This window comes from Legionella busanensis (assembly GCF_900461525.1).
Classification (GTDB): domain Bacteria; phylum Pseudomonadota; class Gammaproteobacteria; order Legionellales; family Legionellaceae; genus Legionella_C; species Legionella_C busanensis.
Window position 1 is genome coordinate 3,306,975 of record NZ_UGOD01000001.1, and the last position, 19,752, is coordinate 3,326,726.

Below are 19,752 nucleotides of genomic sequence, written 5' to 3' on the forward strand. Positions count from 1 at the left end.
CCAAACCTAAACTATTAACGATTCGACATCTCAGTAATTTTTTCTATTGTCTTTTCACCACTAATTTCTAATTCACCATTAAAAAAGGCAAGTTGATGAGTATTTTTTATTTCCTGCTTCATCATTTTATTATAAATAAGCTTTTTTACGTCTTCATGGCCGAAAATATCAGCAATCTCATGCGGTAAAATACTAAATTCACCCTCTTCATCAGCTTCTCTTTTTTCTATAAAACTTTTGGCCCTTTCTTGCGCTTCTGTATCGCCATATTTTTCAACCATCTCGTTTATCTCTTCAATGGTTGCTTTATAAGGTTCAAATCTGCAACCCTCAACAGCAAGTAAAGCGGAAGCTATTTTAACCTTACCCGTTACTGCCACTGCAATAAGGGGAGTTTGCCCTGTTTCTGTAGTTTGATTAACATCAGCTTTCTTCTCAAGCAAAGTAGCCACCATCTCTTCATCGCTCTGGCAAACTGCTACATAAAGCGGTGACTCACCATTCTCTGTAGAAACTTTATGAATATTAGTGCGTTCATCGGCGATTAACATTTTAGCAGCCTCTTTGTAGCCCCATTCCACTGCAATATAAAGGGGAGTCTGGTTAAAGGAGTCAGCCTCATTTAATTTAGCCTCTTTTTTACCTAGTAATATTTTAATGACAGCTACTCGATTATTTTTGACAGCATTATGTAATGGAAGCTCCCTACGATCATGAGCATTAGGTTGATTCAGGTCAGCATTGTTTTCTAATAAAGCATTAATAACGTCTGTATAGCCTCTGCTTGCTGCAATATGAAGCGGGGTATCACCCTGGCCATTGACTGCATTAACATTAGCGTCATTTTTAATTAAAGCGAGAGCAGCGTTGACTTTGCCCTTTCGCAATGCAAAATGAAGAGGCGTTTCAGACTTAGAATTGACTTTAGCATCTTTTTTAATTAATGCGAGCGCAACGTCTATTTGACTCATTTGTAATGCACAATTAAGCGGTGTTTTGCCATTAGAGTTAATTTGATTAACATCAACACCATGTTCAATTAAAGCGAGGGCAATGTCAATTTTGCCATTTTGCAATGCAAAGTGAAGAGGCGTTTCATTCTTAGAATCGTCTAAATTAACTTTAGCACCTTTTTTAATTAACGCGACCGCAACTTCTGTCTGGCCTGTTAGTAATGCATAATGTAGTGGTGTTTCACCCTTGAAATTAACTAGATTAACATCAGCACCATGTTCAATTAAAGCGAGAGCAGCTTCTTTACTGTCCTTTCGTAACGCTAAATTAAGTGGTGTTTCTCCACCTTTAATACATTGATCAACTTGAGCCCCTTTTGCTATTAACTTAGCTATTACATCTGGCTTATGACCTAAGACTGCCATATGAACAGCAGTACCGTACTTTGCATTAACATAGGAAATATTTGCGCCTGCTGCTAATAATGGTTCGATTAAAGCAACCTGACCATTAAAGGCTGCGGCTTGTAAAGGAGTCTCACCTTCTCTAAATTTGCCATCTTCTGTATTTATCAAATCTAAGCGTTGTAATTTGGCTACAACCTCAATCTCTCCTCTCATCAGAGCTGAATGAAAATCATTACGCCTTACTTGCCTATAGCTTTTCATAAAATTAAACGTATCTTTATCTGCAGCAAACGCTTTAAGGACATTTACTGTCCCTGCTAATGGCAAATCCCATTCATTGGATCGATAATAAAGAATGGCCATAAAGACATCTTGACGCTCTTTATTTTCCATTAATTGGCGCCAAGAGCTTATTTGTTTTGTATAAGCTACTAGTGCCTCTATGAGCGGCTCCGGTAATGTTTTTCCATCAATTTTTTTACTATTTAAATACTTTACTAAGCTTTTAGCAGGTAAATTTTGTGCAATTCGTTCCTCTTCACTTAAGCTCTGATAATCCTTAAGCGCCTCAAATTCAAAATTTAGTAGTTTATCAATGGCCCATAATTGGCCTTGCATAATATATTCTAAAATTAAGTCGAGCCGTTCCTCAAGGTCAAGAGAAGCTAATCTTTCTTCCATAGCTTGAGAACAAATTTCTTTTTTAACCGGTGGTTTAGATGGTTGGCTTTTAGCATTTTTCTGTGTAGCTAGCTTCGGTGGTTGTTTTTTTACCTTACGAGTTTCTTTGGTAGGCTTTTCAATTTCAGTCTTAGAATCAGGTACCTTAAGATTAACCCGACTCAAATATGCTTCAAAAGAAGTTACATCATTCTTGCTTTCGGTTACTTCTTGCTTGGTTGCAGATGAGTTTTTTAAATAACGATTTTCAATCTCACGAATCATTTCACTTATTTTAGGATCAGGGTTAGATTTCGCCCTTGCCTTTAAGTCCTCAACACGTTTACGCCAGTCTTCTTCTGAAGAGACTTTGACTTCCTCACTTGGTGTATAATCTGCAGTGGTTTTATTAGTTAGCTTTTTTAATGGGTTACAAATAGCTGCAATATCGCGGTGTTTTTTGCCATCAAGCGGTTGATAAATAGTGAGAGCGGTTTGAGCGCGCGTAATGGCCACAAAGAGTTCATTAAAAATGTTATTATGACAGATATTGCCAGTCTCGCACCCTTTAGGTATTTTTCCTTCTCTTAAAGCTTGTTCTAAATCAATTTCTTTTGCCTGACTCATAGGCTTATTAGCCGCACTAAAGCTATCTTGCTCAAAGAATCGATATAATAATATTTCCTTAGCTTGTAACCCTTTCATCTGCTTAGCAGTAAAAACTCGTTCCCGGCCAAATTTTTTGACAGCATCATCAAAATATTTAGGGCTAGTTATCACAACAAAATCAGCATTAGCCTGATTATTTTTAGCAATTATCTCAAGTTTTTCGCTATCTTTTTCTTCGCTCTTAGGATCGTGGCCACCTAACCACTTCACATCCACACTCTTTTCTTTTTGTTGCTCAATACTTTTGATAAAGGGTAATTCATTATTATCAGTGACTGCTGTTCCACCAATAGCCTGATATTTAAGGTATAAGGCTGCATTAGCAAAACGTACAATTGGCTCAGCGCAACGATAAGATGCATGCAGAGTAGTCGTTATATTGTCAGTAATTTCTTTTTTTTCTCCCCCTTCCCAAAAAAGAGTTTTCAAAAAGGGAACGGTTGATTCGCTACCAGATAAGCGCTGATGGTCACCTACGCAAAGGACTAAATTCTTTCTAGATTTTTTTTCATCAATTTGTACTAATGATCTCAGTTGCTGCCTGGATAAATCTTGCGACTCATCTATCCCAATAAAATCATATTGCTCAGTAAGTTTAATTTCATTAAAGGATAAGTCGACTACTTTCTGTTGTTTATTTAGTTTATTTAGGTTATCAATATGCGTGCGATAGGTCTGATATACCTGCCAAATTGCCTCACGAGCTTTGGGGTCAGGAAATAAAGATAAATTATCGTTAACTCCTTTATTGTATTTTTCAAGGCTAGGATAACCAGACATAGTATGCATCTCTTGATAAACAAGTGAAGCATTGACCTCCCCCGCTGGTAAAGGCCTCTGATCTTTTTTTAGATTGCTATTATAGTGTTTGGCATATTTCAGGTACCACTCAGTAAATTCTTTTTCGCCTAGGAATGTGACTGCTTCCTCAGGATGATTGGCTCTATAAATGTCCTCTGGCGTTTGAAATTTAATGCAATCAATCCATTCAGGCTTAATGCTGGCATCCTCTTGACACATCTGCTTCCATTCTTTTTTCATTTGCTCGACCAAATATTGCGATTTCGCTAGTATTAAAATATTTGGCAGTTCGCCCTCTTCTTTCTGTGCTACCCAATGGGCCATATTATGTTTAATTAATGCTAAAAGCGTACTTGTTTTACCTGAGCCGGGTGCGCCATTGATAATTCTGGGTAAAGAAGCCTTCTTTAATGATTCCTGCTCATCATCTAAGAAAATGTACTGTTGATTAGTGTATTCTATTTGTGTTGTTTCTTTGATTAATATCCCTGATTTTTCTTCCTTACCTGAACCCATAGCAAAATAGGCTTGCCTTACCGCTTCTTTTTCTGCGTCGCTTAAACCTACTGCACGGCCGCCTTTTTTAAGATCCTTATATTCATGCCGAGTAAGTATTTTTGTTACAATCCAAACCTGTTCTCCTAATTTTGTTTTAATTGGACAGAGTATAATTCTTCTTTTTCGGTTATCGCGGATACTATAGAGAGGTTGATCGCCTTCAGTTTGTAATTTTTCTAATTTAAGCGAAGGATGTGATGGATTATCACTAAAGGTGGTAAGTGCTTTTTCATAAGTCTCAAAATCACTACTAAGCTCTTTCATTACTTGAGAACGAATAAAGACTTTCATTATAACTACCTAATAAATAGAAAACAAATTAGGCTTATTGTATCATAATTAAACAAAATGAATCAATATGTTTCATTTATAAGATAGACAAATACCAGGAGCTTATTTAATTAGCTCTTCTAGGCTAGTGATATAGAAATTAGCTATTTATTGTAACGAGTATATTCTTCGACAAATGGACTATTTAAATCACGCATATCGAGTACCGCGCCGTCAAAGGCCATAAAGTCCGTTTTCATATCGGGGATTTCATAAAAATAGATATCACTCGCATCCGTTGCTAAAGTATGCTGTCGCTTAATAGCTAATAATTCTGCTACAGCGTGTTGATGAGTTTTAGCAAATAATCGTTTAGCACGTAAATAGCGGCCCTTAAAGTGAGCATAGCCCCATAGTTCTAAGTCTAATTTATTGACAATACCTGCCAATTGAATAACTGAATGACCACGACCACGAATCGTTAACCAGTCACTCTTGATCCAATATAAACTAATATTAGCATCACCTTTTAAATCAAGGTTGGAAAGATTGACAACGCCACTTAATTGAATTGTTGGATTTCCGGTAACTACTAATTGTAGATTAGACGATTTAATACCATTAATAGACACGTAACTTGAGCCATGGACTTCAAGGCGGCCTAAATTAATATTACCTCCTAAAGTCGTTTTTCCTGGATTAGTGATAAATAAATCTAATAATCCTGAATTTAAGTGCGGCCCGGTAATGGTACCAATACCTTGGTAAGAAAACGTATTAAGATGCCGAGTGCGAATTTCTATATTGATAGGACCATGCTGAGGGAAAGCATCTAATAGAGATACAAATAATCGACTATTATCTACAGACATATTAATTTGTACTAAATCACGCGGGTCACCCCGCAAAATCACTTTAGATTTAGCATAACCTGTATGCAAGCTAACATTCATTTTACCTTGCACAAAAACATCATTAAAAGCAGGTAATATTCTTGTCTGGGTGGTTTTACCGACAGGAATAACTGTTTTTGGAGCAGATATATGAGTTCGAGCGCACCCAACAAAAAATAATATTAGAAAAAATAATATTAATGAGCGCCTCAACATAAGTTATTTGTCCATTTAAATTTATTTCCCTACATTAGACGAACTTACCTCAGCACGCAAGGTTAATGCTTAAATCTTGCTATAAATTTCTTTAAATCAAATGGTTGAAAAGTTTTTTTAGAGAAATTAGAAATACTTACCATAGCCGGACAACCATCATACCGATTAAGACCTTTTGCTTTGAGCACCAATGAATTAAGTGGTTCGCTAAATGGAATTAAAGCAGGTAATTGAATGAAAATATCAACTAAGTAGCCATTTTTACAACCTAAATATACTTTATTCAATGCTTCTATACCAAAGGATTGCTCAATAACTTCTTTCAATTGCGTTAATGGCACGCGTTGTCCTACATGATTATGTAGATAATCACCTAAAAAAGTCGCTTGTGCTTCTTGTGTTAAGCGTAAAGCCAAAGAAAAATAATCATCATTAGATAAAATTTGACAGGTACCATGCTTATACCATTCATGTCTTTCTAAACAGCTTCCTACTGCAAAGCTTGGCATCAGTAAACGTAATAAGCTCGCTACTTTTTCGTTAAAATCTAAGACTGGGTAATCGCAATGATTAGATCGCGGTTTTGTATTACAAAAACCATAAGCTTGCCCACAAACATCTTGATTAGGCCATAAACCATGTAAAACTAAATGGCTAGCTTGATAACTATCTGAAGGTAGACGTAAACATTCAGGTTTTCCTGCTTCATAGCCATAAGTCTGACAGAAACCGGGTTGCCAACTTAGCGCCAATACATAGCTATCTGCCATCCCAGGTACTTGTTGACAATTTGCTTGATTAATTTCAAATGAAGCATAGCCACAATCACTACTTACCCAACGCAAGGGGTATTGAGAATTTTCTGGAATTTCGATACGTAGCCAATCAGGATTATTTTCTCGATTAATTTCTTTAATTTGATAACGAGCATTAGGCTGTATAAATAAGCCATCGGGATTGGTTTTTTTATTTTTCGAGAGATAAGCTGGACACGTTTTTGCTGCTTCAAATTTACCTACGACAGGTACTGCTAGTGTGTTTAGTGAAAATAAAAATAAACAAAAGCCAATCCTGTATTTCATAGACGCGTCCCTAGCAACGAGATTTTATTTATTATACTGTTTTATCAGCAGGATACGAACATTATTTTAAGTAATTTGTTGAAAATATATGGTGTAAGCCCTAACGTCTCACATTAAGAAAAAAATAGCAGCAAACTAGTTTTATTTTATAAAAAAAAGTGCAACAAAGCACTTTCTTATTTAGAAAAGATATCAGTGACCAGCTTCATCTTTCCTACCAATAACAGACAGGCAGCTATTGGTAGGGGATGAAAAAAAGCAGATTAGACAGCAGTTACTTCTTCTGCCTGTAGCCCTTTAGGACCTTTTGTAACAGTAAATTTTACTTTTTGGCCTTCGAGTAGGGTTTTACGACCAGCAGCACTCACAATTGAGCGAAAGTGAACGAAAACGTCATCTTGACCATTATCACGACTAATAAAGCCATAACCTTTATCATCATTAAACCACTTAACGTGGCCAGTTTCTATAGCAGACATGTATACTTTCCAATTTAAATTAAACACATACTTGATCCATTAAGCCAATAACAAAGCATCGTAGGAGTCTATTGCGCGATAAATATGCCACTTTGGAATACAAAGGAAGGATGTTATGCACTGGTAGTAACAATGTTTCATTTAGGATTGCTGGAATGCAAGTAATTTTATTATAACCTACAATCAATAAAATTGCATCATAACTGATGATATTTAATTAACATTGTAAGCATTTATATAGTGCTAAAGTGATTAATTTAGTAAATTAATGTCTTTTAATCCAGCAATTGAGAAGATTTATTTATGAAAAAAGTGCTATTAAATTTATCTTTTATAGTGATTATTTTTTTAAGCGCAAACAAAAATAGTGTTTATGCTAAAGATAATCATATTGTATTAATTACCGATCCAAACGTATTAGCAATTCCTATTAAAGATAACGGAGAATCTTTAATTGATTTAAAAAATCAGAAAGAAATTGCTTATGGTAGTTCACCTGAAATACCTAACAATCACGATTACACAAAATTAAGAAAAACAGTCTATCAAAAGCTAAATCAAGCACAAAAACTGTTACCAAAAGGCTTACATTTCTGCTTGTATGAAGGCTATCGAAGTCTTGCTTTACAAAAAAACCTATTTGATAGACGTTTTGATATAGTTAAAAAAAAACATCCTAATTGGTCTAGAGAACAAATTTTTAAGGAAACCACTAAATTAGTGTCTCCTGTTGTTAATTTAGACAATACAAAAAATATACCTGCCCATTCTACGGGTGGAGCTATTGATATTTATTTAATTGATGATACAGGTAAACCTGTTGATATGGGTATTCATCCTAAAGACTGGATAAAGGATGATGGCTCTTTATCGCGCACTGCATCAAAAAAGATTTCTCTACAAGCTAGACAAAATCGAGCAATTATGAATAGGGCGCTAGCCACCGTTGGTTTCGTTAATTATCCAACTGAATATTGGCATTGGTCTTATGGTGACAGGTACTGGGCTTTCTTTATGCAAGAACCTAATGCTCTTTATAGTAGCTATACGAAATAAACTTAATTAGGCATGCTTATATTATGATATGGCTAGTGCCATATCATTTTTAAACATTTAATCCTAATAAAAGCCTCAACACTATATATTAGTAAATTTTATTTAAAGAGGATTTAGTGGCTTTAGTGGCCTATCTCTATTCGCCCTACTCGCCGAATTTAACTTATAGTTAGTAACCAATTGCCACAATTTTTCACCACTCCAATTAGATTGATGAGGATGATAGATTGCCTTGGATAGTTCATTAATTTCTCTTTTAAACGCTATATCACTAACCACTTTATTTATATCATCTAAATTTAAAAATTCTAGGCCAGGCCATTGCCAACGGGCCCAGTTAAGTAAAGCGATCCTTGCTTGCTCAGGTTGATTGGTTAAACAGGCTTGCTTTAATTGCGCAAATACCTTTCTTTTACTTATATGACCACTATTTGGCCTTTTTCGTGCCCACCACCATAAAAATAAGGTTAAAACCCATGCTAGAGCAAAGCCTCCCGCTAACCACCAAGGTAAGTTTCCATTATTTTTATCATTTAAGTTAAAGGTATTTATAGGCTGGGTATTAGTTAAATTCGTTCCATGCTTTATGTTAGATGGGGTAGGTTGAGATTGCTGCGTCGTTACTGCTGATGTAGTTGCATTAGAATTGGTCTGATTAATATTAACAGGATTAGCAACAACATTTAGTGTTAAGGCCGGTAAAGTAGCCATTTCAGTTTTATTGGTAATAATATTAAACCAAGGTAACTGTATAGCCGGAATAGTAACCTGGCCAGATTTATTTAACAGGTAAGTAATATTAATAGTCGCTGTACCAATAAGATCAAATTGGCGAAACCTATTTTTTTCAATAGGCTTTTCAGGATAAACACTAAATTGATCGGTATTATCGAACGTTAAATTTGGAAGTAACTGAGCCGGTGTACCTATTGCCTGTAACGTGATAGTACGTCTTAATGTATTTCCTTGCTGTATAGTATTTGTAGTTTGATCATATTGTTCTGTTAAATTAATTTGTTTAGCAGGTAGCCAATTTTTTCCTTTAAAACTAGCAGGTATAGATTTTACTTGTAATTTACTTGCAGACGCTTGAACATGGACAGGCTCAGGAATAGCGTCATAAATCAAAGCATTAAAAGAAGGCGGAGTAATATTTAATTCACCGCTTTTTTGAGGGAAAATAGCATACTGTTGCTCTTCTACAGAATATAATCGACCATTTTCAGCGACCTGATAACGTCGCCCATCTCCCAAAGGAATTAACAAAGCGTCATCAATTTGAGGACCTTGGTAATTAACATCTAATAAACGACGACTATTGTACAATTTGACTGTATAGATAATTTGTTCATTAATATAAGGATGTTCGTTACTAAGCTCAGCAGTTAATATAACATCTTGTTGTTTATTTACCGTAGTTGACTTAGTACTATTTTGAATGTTAGTGACTTCGATTGTTTTAGCCGGTGTATACTCCTGTCCTACACGAATAGCAGGGATAGATAAAATACCTGTTTTTTTAGGCAATAACAAAACTGTCCATTGATTACTAGAAGTAGTTGTCCCGTTAATAATACTATAGTTGGTACTTCTTTCTGTACCTACAATAGTGAAATCCGCCTGTAAAGGTGTTAAGTCAGGCACGCCCGTTGGCATTTTATCATTCGTGATAATAAGTCGAAACGTTTCGCCTTTCTGTATTTTTGTTGCTTCAATTTGCATCGTTAATTCGGCGTGTATAATGCTACTATAAATTACGATAATGAACGCAAAAATTAGTCTTTCCATTGATACCACCCATGTTGTCTACGAATATAATCTCGAAGAAATTTTTCTCTTAATAGCCCACCTGGATCATCAGGGATTAAGCGTAACCATTGTTCTTTTGCTTGCTCCTTTTCTTGCTCTTGAGGAGATTGCCTAATACTTGCTTTCGCCTGCTTTTTAGAGTCTTGCTTATTTTGTTTAGCAGCGTCTTGCTCGCTTTTAGTATGTTCGTTTTTATCATTGTTTTTTTGTTTTTGCCTATTTTCAGATGTTTGACTGTCTAACTGCTTATCCTGTTGATTTTGTTTGTCTTGAGAAGTTTGATTTTGCTGAGATTGCGGCTGTTGATTATTATTTTGTTGCTGATTTTGTTTATCTTTATTCTGGTTAGCTGCATTATTCTGATTTTGCTGATTTTGTTGTTTATTCTGTTGTCCTTGTTTGTCTTGTTGATTTTTATCTTGTTGTTTATTATCAGCTTGCTGCTCTTTATTACGCTCGGAATTCTCTTGTTTTTCTTTTTGCTTTTTTAATAAATCCTCTAATAAGCGGCGATTATATAACGCATCTTTATTACTCGGATTTAATGTTAAGGCTTGATTATAAGATTTGATTGCGTCTTCATATTTACCTAAATGCGCTAAAGCATTACCTTGATTATAATAACCTTGTTCAGTCTGCAAATGGCCAAAAACTTGCGCAGCTTGCTGATAGTCGCCGGCACGATATGCAGCACTGGCGCGCCAAGCAGGATCATTAAAGGTTGTTTGTGCTTTTTTAAACTGACCTTGCTGCATTAACCGCTCACCCTGCTGGTCTTTTGTTGACCATAGATCTTGCCAAGTCAAAGCATAGCTATTACATGTTATTAATAAAAGTAAAAGCTTAAATAACCTTATCATGTATCAATCCTCTGCAACCAACCACGTCGAAACAAAGGTAATAGTAAAACAAGGGCTGGTAGCAAGAACCATCGCCCCTCATCGCGCCAAATAGGTATATCTTTATATTCATTCTGAACAAAGTGTGGATTTTTATTGGCTGTAGTTAACCACTGTTTTAAATCTTTTGACGTATTATTTAAGGATAAAACTATACCTTGCCCCGCTTTAACAAATGAATCAAATAAAGGTGATAAAGATTCATTAGTAACAATAGGCATGATAGACGTTGTAATACCTTCAGCAGCTAGTTTTCTAGAAGTATCACTTGCTTGTGCATCTGGTGGTGTCCCTGTCAATACTAATAATTGACCTTCGGTAAAACCAGCTTGCTTAATTAATCGAGCACCCTCTTCAAGAGCATCACTTAATTGCTGACCATCAATAGGCATTATATCGGGAGTAAGCGACGGTAAAAGTGCATCGATGGTTTTAGCGTCTTCGGTTAAAGGTGAAACGACAAATGGCTGGCCAGTAAAAACAATTAATCCTAATTGGCCAGTATTTGATTGAGTAAATAAATCATGTAGTTTAAATTTAGCTCTAGTTAACCTATCAGGCGGCAAATCTTTATTTAACATACTTTCAGACACATCTAAAATAATAACTCGTGGCTGTATTGCTTGAAAAGTAGGAACAGGTAAACGAACCCAACTAGGCCCAGCTAAACTAATGATAAGAAAAATTCCTATGCCTAACAAAAGCAAAAGACTACTATAACGTTTGCCAACTTCCTTAGATTGAATTAATTGATCAAGCAAATGTTTATCGCAAATAGCACTCCATGATTCTAAGCGTGGATTTTGCCGTGTTAGTTGCCATATTAATAAGATTAATGGCAGCAAGGCTATTAACCACCATGGTCGTAAAAAATGAAAATCAGCTATCATTGGGTAACCTCATTCATAGTACGCCGATTAAAAGGCAGCTGAAGTCGGTTAATTAAACCAGCTTTCTCACTGAGCCAATAGAAAAAAAGTATGAGGGCAACACTTAATGGCCAAGGATAGTATTCTTTTTTCGGCTGGGCGCTTACTTGTTCTTGTGATGTTGTTTCTAATTTATTTATTTTGCTATAAATTTCTTGCAAAGATTGAGTATCTGTTGCACGGAAATAACGGCCGCCAGTAAGCTTTGCAATTTCTTGTAGTGTCTTTTCATCTAAATCTGCACCTGCATTAAAGCTAAAGAAAGGATCATTAGGAACTTGTAATTCGGCTTCAGAGCCTAGGCCGATAGTGTACACTTTTATATTATCTTGTTTCGCCAATTCCGCTGACTTTAATGGATTTAACACGCCAGAGTTATTTGCTCCATCGGTTAATAAGATGATGACTCGGCTTGTAGGCGGAACATCTTGTAACCGTTTTACAGCTAGACCTAAGGCATCACCAATAGAGGTCGTTTTACCTGCTAAACCGACTGTCGCATCATCAAGCCGCATTAAAACACTGTGTCTATCAAAAGTTAGAGGTGTTTGTAGGTATGCTTGACTGCCAAATAAAATAAGTCCAATTCGATCTCCGGCGCGTGCTCGCACAAATTCTTTCGCAGCCTGCTTCACTACCGTTAAACGACTAACAGGTTGTCCATTAAGCAACATATCATTCAGTTCCATACTACCTGATAAATCAAGAACCATCATAATATTTCGTCCTTCACGAGCCAATGGGATGGGTTCTCCAATCCAACGAGGCCCCGCTGCTGCCAGCACAATCAAGGTCCAAATAATAAAAAACAGTCCTATTCGATTTGTACGCGCTACTGTTAATTTTTCTTTAGCAATAATTGACTGTAACGCTTTATAAAAAGGGAGCTTTAATGCAGCTGGCAAAATTAAGGTAGTAGGAGGCAGAAAATACCAAATGAGAAAAGGCAGTATAATAAGTAGCAAAAGCCACGGTGTTGCTAGTTCGAACATGGAATACCTCGTTGTTTTATCCAAGCATAGGCGCGACTAAATAAAGGTTTTAAATTAACCTTCTGGCTACGCCCTTGGTAGGGTAAAATTAATAAGCACTCGCGAACAGCATTAAAATTAATATTTTTAGACGTTTGATTTAAGAAATTAATCCAATTATCACCTTGTAGACTCGCTACATCTTGCCGTGGAAAGTAAACTAAAGCAACTCGCTTTAATAATTCAGAAATTTTTGCACATGTAGCAGATACATCACCATGTTGTAAAAAATCGTGTTCATAGCTAGCTAGTAATTGGCAAGCTTGACGTTTAGCTCGTGCATATTTGTATTGTCGATACACTATTGTAATTAGCAAACTTATAATAAGTAAACTTAGACAAGCTGCAATGTACCACCCAGGCGCTAAAGGCCACCATCCTATCGAGTCAGGTAAATGAATATCATGCAATTTAGCCAGTACCTGAGTATCAGACACGTTGCCTCCGCGGAAAAGTTTGATCAACCAATAGTGATAAATCCGTTTGCGCTGTTACTTGAGAATAAGGAATACGTAAACGCTTTAAATTAGTTTGAATTTTAGATTGCTGACTGTCGCACCAAACCTTATATTCTTCTGATAATTTAGAGTACGTCGTATCTAATAGTAACTCTTGCTTACCATCTGTAATAGCGTAAATCGCAGGTTTTGGTGGAGAAAGCTCTAAAGGATCACAAATGTGATAGGTTAATATATCATTATTCATTTTAAGACGACTAAAATGTGGCTCACATTTTTCATCCAACTCGTAAAAATCACTAATTAAAATAATAAGACTTCCTGGTCTAGCTACTCGATTTAATTTACTTAGAATTTGGTTTAAAGGAACAGCTTTATTTTCATTTTGTACTTGACGAAACTGTTTTGTATAGTGATTAAGAGAAGCAAGCAGAGGCAGCACGCCTGCTTCACGAGACTTGGGCATAAATTCATTATGCTCACGGGGTGAAAATAATAAAGCGCCTACCCTATCTCCTTGGCTAATTGTAGTCCAAGCAATTAAGGCAGCTAAGCGAGCAGCAATGACAGATTTAAAAGCTTGCTTAGTCCCAAAATACATAGAGGGATTAAAATCAACAATTAGTATAACAGGTCTCTCTCGTTCTTCCTGATATACTTTAATATGTGGCCTGCCAGTGCGGGCAGTTACACGCCACTCCATATGTCGTATTTCGTCACCGGCTTGATAATTTCTAACTTCAGCAAAATCCATACCGCGTCCACGAATACAAGAGAGGTGATTACCCGCCTTTGCTGCTCTAGCACCTAAGTGTCTACGCTTGCGGCTAACTAAACGCCTTAAGGTAATTAACTCATTAAGCTCTGTAATAAGACCGTAAGTCATGCTTTTCCTAAGGAATGGCTACTAAACGTAATAACGAATCAATAAAGTCATCACTATTAATACCTTCTGCTTCTGCTTCATAGCTTAATAAAATTCGATGTCTTAAAACATCGTGAGCAATAGTGTGGATATCATCAGGTGTAACAAAATCCCTACCAGAAAGCCAAGCATGTGCTTTAGAGCATCGATCAAGGGCTATTGTTGCACGAGGGCTTGCCCCAAAACGCAACCAACGCCCTAAATCACTGCTGTAAACACCAGGGTTACGAGTAGCAACAACAAGTTGGACTAAATAATTTTCTAATGGCTCACTCATATGCACATTTAAAACTTGCTGACGTGCTGCAAAAAGCGTGCGTTGATCAAGCGGTTGTATATTTAAATCAGTATTTTTTTGCCTATTATAAGCACCTGATGCTTCCCGTCGTGCTAACTTTAAAATATCATGCTCTACCGAAGCATCTGGATAATCAATTTTTACATACATTAAAAAACGATCCAGTTGTGCTTCAGGTAAGGGATAAGTTCCTTCTTGTTCAATAGGATTCTGTGTTGCCATGACTAGAAATAATTCTGGCAATGGATAAGTCTTGCCTCCAATGGTAACTTGACGCTCAGCCATGGCTTCTAATAATGCAGCCTGCACTTTTGCGGGTGCGCGATTAATTTCATCAGCTAATAAAAGATGATGAAAAATAGGTCCAGGCTGAAATACAAAGGAGCCATCCTGCGGATGAAACACATCTGTACCCGTTAAGTCCCCAGGTAATAAATCGGGAGTAAACTGGATGCGATGAAATTTTCCTTCAACTACAGCAGACAATTCTTTTACAGCTCGTGTCTTAGCTAGCCCTGGAGCGCCTTCAACGAGTAAATGTCCATCTGCAAGTAAAGCAATTAACAAGCGTGAAACCAGTTCTCTTTGCCCAAGTATACGTTGATTAAGATAGTTATTTAATTGCAAAATTTGCTGTTGTATCATTTCTATCTTGCTAAGGTCTAATTGCTCCATTTCTTTTACCCTGTGCAAAAAAAGATAATCGTATCTTGAAATTTAATGGATGCCAAGTCGAATAACTAAGAAGCTTTGTTACAAAGCCAATAACTACTTGTAGAAATTATAACCAAAATCTGGTTTTAGCAGCAATACTTATAGGTATAAATCAGGAGGAAAAATGAAGCTAATCTACTCATCACTGCACTTACTATTGACTAAAATAAGTTTAATTTTTTCCTTATTTATGGGCAATTTGCTATTAGCTACGAATTTATATGCAGCATCTGCATGCCAACTTGTTCTTAACCAACCAGTTAAGCTTAAGTCTAAGATAGGCGCTATTAATATAACAGCCATTCATCCCAACTCTATTTTAACATCATTAAAACCAACTATTATGGCAAATTTAGATGAATTGTATGGCTTAACAAAAGATAAAAAGACCTGGCTTTTTCGTATTGCAGCATTCACACCTTTACCTTCCGGCGGTACGCTTTACGCTGTAAACTGGGCTACTAAAGATCTACCTTCTAAGGGCACTTATGAGTTAGCTACGTATGAAGCGACTCGTAAACCGCCATTTAAAAAAACATTTGATACAATAGGTGATAGTATTACTTGGGGAGGTTATGGCCAATTTTTACGTTGCTTACTTAAAGATCAAGGCTTACCTTACGATTTTAACGGTAGTCATGTGGACTCCTTTGGATTAGGGCATGATGCCGAAGGTGGTGATACAACCCAAAATGTATTAGCACGTATTAATAAAATACCTTCTACTGACGTTTATTTTTTACTTATTGGTACCAATGATCGTATTTTACCTCAAGATACGGTGAATAATATTGTTCAAATTGCTAAACAACTTTATGCTAAAAATAATAAAGCAACTATTTACATAAGTACTCTTTTACCACGTGCAGATCTTTTTTTGGGTCGCAATCAAATGGTAAATGGGTTACTTCTGCAAACAGGCTCTATCTGCCCTAGATGTAAAGTTATTGATGTAGGTGGCGCTTTCTATGCTTTAAAAGATTGGCAAAAATATTTTCCAGATAAATTGCATCCTAATTACGAAGGCTATGTGGAACTTGCAAGAATAATTAATCGCTTCATAAAAAATGACAATCAAGCTAAAAGTTAAATATTCTTAGGCATAAAACTAGTATTATTATGAATACTAGTTTTATGCTAAATAGCTACTGATAATCCTCTTGTAATTCAAGTGGCATCATTGCTTGTAATTTTTCATATAAAGCAACAATCTGGTGACAGAAAATTAGAAACTGTTGTCTATCTTGCCAAATCTCATAATCAATCCCTTTACGAAAAGCATATTGCCTGGATAAGATTCTAAGTAATTGTTGCTCTTGAGAAGAAAATACAAGATCGCGGTTTAATTCAAGTAGTTCTAATAAACTTTTAAACTGCTTAACTGGTCGATGATCATGAATTAAGTAAGCTTTTAAAGTTAAATCAAAAGCAATGTACATCAACGATATAATAGATAATAAACAATCCTGATGCTCATCTAAATCGGGCAGTTGTGAATCTAGCTTATTATTTAACAAGGTATCAGCACAGGTAGCATGCTGAGTTGCAATTTTTAACAATTCCATTGGAGAGTAATAGCGTTTTTCCATGATTTAAATTACTTAATTTTTATTAATCACATCATAAAGTATATAAGTAGTTTTAGCTATTTGCCTATAATTTTAAATTACTTTCAGCTCAAATTATGCGAAAATAAAAGCACTATGAATGACTTTCTAAATACACCGCTTACTATTGGGTCTTTTACTTTAAATAATCGTCTAATTCAGGGCCCTTTAGCCGGCTATAGTTGTGCCCCTTTTAGAAAATTATTTTCTCTTTTTTTTGTCCCCGCTTACTGTGTTTCAGAAATGCTCTCCGCTCAGGATGTTCTTCATAAACATACAATCCAAGATCGCTATCTTTTGCGGGCAAAAGAGGAAAAAGCACTTTGCTATCAAATTGCTGGCAATGAGCCTAATATAATGGCTGCAGCAGCCCAAAAACTTGAATTATTAGGCGCTAATCTTATCGACATTAATTGTGGCTGTCCTAAAACTAAAATTCGTAAAAAAGGCGCAGGTAGTGCTTTACTGGAGCGACCTGATCAATTAATTAAAATTGTAACTGCTGTACGCAGAGCAATAGGCATACCCTTAACGATTAAAATTCGCTTACAGGAAAACTCTAAACAAGATATTGAATTAGTAAAACGACTTACCAACGTAGGTGCAGATGCAATCATTATTCATGGCCGTAGATGGTACGATACCTATGACACCCCATGTGATTTAAACCGAATTGGCTTAATTAAAAAAGCAACTGACATACCGCTCATTGTTAATGGCGATTTAAAAGATAAACACACCATTTTAAAGGCACTCAAAAATACAGGGTGCGATGCTTTTATGATTGCACGAGCAGGCTCTGGAAAACCCTGGCTATTTCAGGAAATTATCAACGATACTTCTATCAAATTAGATAAAAATCAGTTAAATAATTTATTTATGATTCATTTAACTGGTTTAGCTGAACTTGAAAATGAACATAAAGCTGTTTTACAAAGCCGCTCGCTTATCCGTTATTATTTTAGAAATCAAATATCGTCAGAACAACTATCGCTCTTTTATCAATTAAATACTTTAAAAGAAGTTGAGTTTTTTTTAATTAAAAATAGTTATGAACATGAGGTAGCCGTATCCCCTCAGTTTTAAACAAAACTCAAGTGAATAAGAATAAAATATTTATTTAAAAAAACTATTTGCTTTTCGATGCTTAAACCATTGCATGATATTGTATTAGTTTAATTACTGATGCCATGGTGTTTATATGGTTATACAATGAATCAAGAAGTTGGAGTTATTATCAAAAGAATATCTGAGTTTAAATTATAATGATGATCTTATCCTTTTATTGGCATTTGTTGTTATTATTGCTTATTGTGACAATAGGCAATATATATAGTTTGTTCAAAATTGTTCAATTTCGCCTATCAATAAAGCGCCTAGAAAAGCGATGTACTAATTCTTCTCGTGTATGGCCTAAGGTATCTATTATTGTCCCTTTTCATAATGAACAACAACATTTAGAGAGTGCTATGAGGTCTTTGTGCTCTTTAGATTATGCTAACTATGAGGTTATTGCCGTTGATGACCGTTCTACCGATTTTAGTTATAAAATAGCAAGTCAAATAGCTAACAAAAATCCATGTCTAAAATTGATAAAGGTAGAAACCTTACCCTTTAATTGGCTAGGTAAGCCTCATGCCTTACATCAAGGTTTGAAACATGCAACAGGCGATTATATTGTGTTTACTGATGCCGATGTAAATTTCAAACCGTCTACCCTTACCAAAGCAATAGATTACATGCTGGCTGAAAATTTAGGGCACTTAACGTTATCACCAAAAATTGAAGTAACCCATTTCAGCATGAAATTATTTATGCCTTTTTTACTTTGTATCATGTTTCTTTCTATGATGCCTTGGCGAATTAAAAGTATTAACCCTAAAGATGCGATAGGCATAGGAGCCTTTAATTGTATAAGTCGAGAGACACTTAACCTAATTGGCGGAGTAAAGTCCGTAGCCTTAAATCCGATTGATGATGTTGGCTTGGCATGTCGAATTAAGCAATACTCAGTCAAACAGGGCATCGCAGATGCAGGATTTTTATTAACCCTTTCTTGGTATGAAACAATTAAGGCGTGTAAAATTGGATTTGAAAAAAATATCTTTGCCTTCTTTAATTTTAGTCTTATTAAATCAGTGATGGCATTACTTAGCTTGGCAACGTTTATATTTTTGCCATTATTTGGCTTAACTATTTTTAATAGCTTAACTTATCTATTAAGTAGTATATCAATCATCAGTATGGTTCTTGCTATCATGCTAAGTTGTCATCAATTGAACCTACCAAAAATCTACGCTCTCAGTTACCCACTAGCTGCTCTGATAACTTTATATATAGTTATACGCTCTGTCAGTTTATGTATTTTAAGGCAAGGTATATATTGGGGCGGAAAGTTTTTTTCATTAAAAAAACTTATTACTTTTTATAAGTTAAATAACTAGCGACGTTAGCATTGAAATGGATACATTTTAATAAATTCCCATGGTCCATCTAAGTACCGCCATAAATTTAAGCCAATAATATTTCCATATAAAGGGATACTCTGCGTATAAAGTGCCTGATTTAATAACTTAGCCTCTTCTATAGAAACTTTATTTTGTATAGTAACATGGGGTTGCCAGGTTTGTTTATCTTGAGAAATTAACCAAGTACTCCACGCTTTACGAAGCTGTAAAAATAACGTTTGATCAAAGTCTAAAGAATAAGCATTGCCCCTACCTAAAAATTTTATCCCTGATATAGTTACCGGTACACAAACGTTATCCGATGTAATTTCATTGAGCTTAGTATTAATTTTAACGAAGTATTTTTCCGGAAGTTGATGAAAAACACTCACATGAGCTGGAACTTTATTTAAATGGAAAGGGTAATGCTGCCGACGTTGTTGTTCAAAGAAATTTTGTAGCGTTGAATTGAATTCTAATGTTAAAATAAATGACATAAGTCGCTTCAGATTAGTTATTGTTAGTTGATATTATGTAGTTTTTTTTCTAAAATCATAAATAATGAAATTTTTAACTAGCTAATAATCTTA

Annotated in this window: 17 protein-coding genes; 4 read left to right on the top strand and 13 right to left on the bottom strand. The window is 35.5% G+C overall.

The features are described 5' to 3' along the window. Positions 1-14: 14 nt before the first annotated feature. The 4 genes from DYH30_RS14645 to DYH30_RS14660 all read right to left on the bottom strand — a co-directional run bounded on the left by DYH30_RS14645 (position 15) and on the right by DYH30_RS14660 (position 6,989). Positions 15-4,340, bottom strand: coding sequence for an ankyrin repeat domain-containing protein (locus DYH30_RS14645; protein ID WP_115332357.1), 4,326 nt, complete (start codon positions 4,338-4,340; stop codon positions 15-17). 143 nt (positions 4,341-4,483) lie between these two features. After that, the gene (locus DYH30_RS14650) at positions 4,484-5,428 is read right to left on the bottom strand and encodes a GIN domain-containing protein (protein ID WP_115332358.1); all 945 of its coding nucleotides are present in this window, start codon (positions 5,426-5,428) and stop codon (positions 4,484-4,486) included. A 62-nt stretch (positions 5,429-5,490) separates the two neighbouring features. Further along, a complete protein-coding gene (locus tag DYH30_RS14655; protein WP_115332359.1) occupies positions 5,491-6,510 on the bottom strand; it encodes a ribonuclease T2 family protein in 1,020 nt (339 codons plus the stop codon). A gap of 263 nt (positions 6,511-6,773) precedes the next feature. Beyond that, the gene (locus DYH30_RS14660) at positions 6,774-6,989 is read right to left on the bottom strand and encodes a cold-shock protein (protein WP_115332360.1); all 216 of its coding nucleotides are present in this window, start codon (positions 6,987-6,989) and stop codon (positions 6,774-6,776) included. 303 nt (positions 6,990-7,292) lie between these two features. Here DYH30_RS14660 and DYH30_RS14665 point away from each other — a divergent pair, with 303 nt between their 5' ends. Further along, entirely contained in the window at positions 7,293-8,045 is a 753-nt protein-coding gene (locus tag DYH30_RS14665; RefSeq protein ID WP_115332361.1) for a M15 family metallopeptidase, read from the top strand. Positions 8,046-8,147: 102 nt separating this feature from the next. On the opposite strand, the gene DYH30_RS14670 is transcribed toward DYH30_RS14665, so the two are convergent. From DYH30_RS14670 to DYH30_RS14700, 7 genes are read right to left on the bottom strand one after another with little or no spacing between them, the layout of a single operon-like run. Next, positions 8,148-9,833, bottom strand: coding sequence for a protein BatD (locus DYH30_RS14670; RefSeq protein WP_115332362.1), 1,686 nt, complete (start codon positions 9,831-9,833; stop codon positions 8,148-8,150). After that, complete coding sequence (locus DYH30_RS14675; protein ID WP_115332363.1) at positions 9,821-10,714, bottom strand: tetratricopeptide repeat protein; 894 nt, start codon at positions 10,712-10,714, stop codon at positions 9,821-9,823. Before DYH30_RS14675 ends, DYH30_RS14670 begins: the two co-directional genes overlap by 13 nt. Continuing rightward, the gene (locus DYH30_RS14680) at positions 10,711-11,643 is read right to left on the bottom strand and encodes a vWA domain-containing protein (RefSeq protein WP_115332364.1); all 933 of its coding nucleotides are present in this window, start codon (positions 11,641-11,643) and stop codon (positions 10,711-10,713) included. Before DYH30_RS14680 ends, DYH30_RS14675 begins: the two co-directional genes overlap by 4 nt. After that, the gene (locus DYH30_RS14685; RefSeq protein ID WP_115332365.1) at positions 11,640-12,674 is read right to left on the bottom strand and encodes a vWA domain-containing protein; all 1,035 of its coding nucleotides are present in this window, start codon (positions 12,672-12,674) and stop codon (positions 11,640-11,642) included. Before DYH30_RS14685 ends, DYH30_RS14680 begins: the two co-directional genes overlap by 4 nt. Beyond that, positions 12,662-13,150, bottom strand: a complete 489-nt coding sequence (locus tag DYH30_RS14690) for a DUF4381 domain-containing protein (protein ID WP_115332366.1) — start codon at positions 13,148-13,150, stop codon at positions 12,662-12,664. The genes DYH30_RS14685 and DYH30_RS14690 overlap by 13 nt, the downstream gene beginning before the upstream one ends. After that, on the bottom strand, positions 13,143-14,057 hold the full coding sequence (locus DYH30_RS14695; RefSeq protein ID WP_115332367.1) for a DUF58 domain-containing protein: 915 nt from the start codon (positions 14,055-14,057) through the stop codon (positions 13,143-13,145). Before DYH30_RS14695 ends, DYH30_RS14690 begins: the two co-directional genes overlap by 8 nt. Positions 14,058-14,064: 7 nt before the next feature. Further along, a complete protein-coding gene (locus DYH30_RS14700; RefSeq protein ID WP_115332368.1) occupies positions 14,065-15,069 on the bottom strand; it encodes an AAA family ATPase in 1,005 nt (334 codons plus the stop codon). A 163-nt stretch (positions 15,070-15,232) separates the two neighbouring features. Between DYH30_RS14700 and DYH30_RS14705 the strand changes: the two genes are divergently transcribed. Beyond that, positions 15,233-16,198 carry an SGNH/GDSL hydrolase family protein gene (locus tag DYH30_RS14705; RefSeq protein WP_115332369.1) on the top strand — a complete coding sequence of 322 codons (966 nt, stop codon included), beginning with the start codon at positions 15,233-15,235 and terminating at the stop codon, positions 16,196-16,198. Between the two features lie 55 nt (positions 16,199-16,253). Here DYH30_RS14705 and DYH30_RS14710 read toward each other — a convergent pair whose 3' ends face one another. Beyond that, complete coding sequence (locus tag DYH30_RS14710; RefSeq protein WP_115332370.1) at positions 16,254-16,697, bottom strand: hypothetical protein; 444 nt, start codon at positions 16,695-16,697, stop codon at positions 16,254-16,256. Positions 16,698-16,811: 114 nt separating this feature from the next. Here DYH30_RS14710 and DYH30_RS14715 point away from each other — a divergent pair, with 114 nt between their 5' ends. Both DYH30_RS14715 and DYH30_RS14720 read left to right on the top strand, forming a co-directional pair. Then, a complete protein-coding gene (locus tag DYH30_RS14715) occupies positions 16,812-17,801 on the top strand; it encodes a tRNA-dihydrouridine synthase family protein (protein WP_115332371.1) in 990 nt (329 codons plus the stop codon). A gap of 251 nt (positions 17,802-18,052) precedes the next feature. Next, positions 18,053-19,159 (top strand): glycosyltransferase family 2 protein, encoded by a 1,107-nt coding sequence (locus DYH30_RS14720; protein WP_160116222.1) that lies wholly within the window; start codon positions 18,053-18,055, stop codon positions 19,157-19,159. 5 nt (positions 19,160-19,164) lie between these two features. Here DYH30_RS14720 and DYH30_RS14725 read toward each other — a convergent pair whose 3' ends face one another. Continuing rightward, entirely contained in the window at positions 19,165-19,659 is a 495-nt protein-coding gene (locus DYH30_RS14725; protein ID WP_115332373.1) for a 2'-5' RNA ligase family protein, read from the bottom strand. Positions 19,660-19,752: the final 93 nt, after the last annotated feature.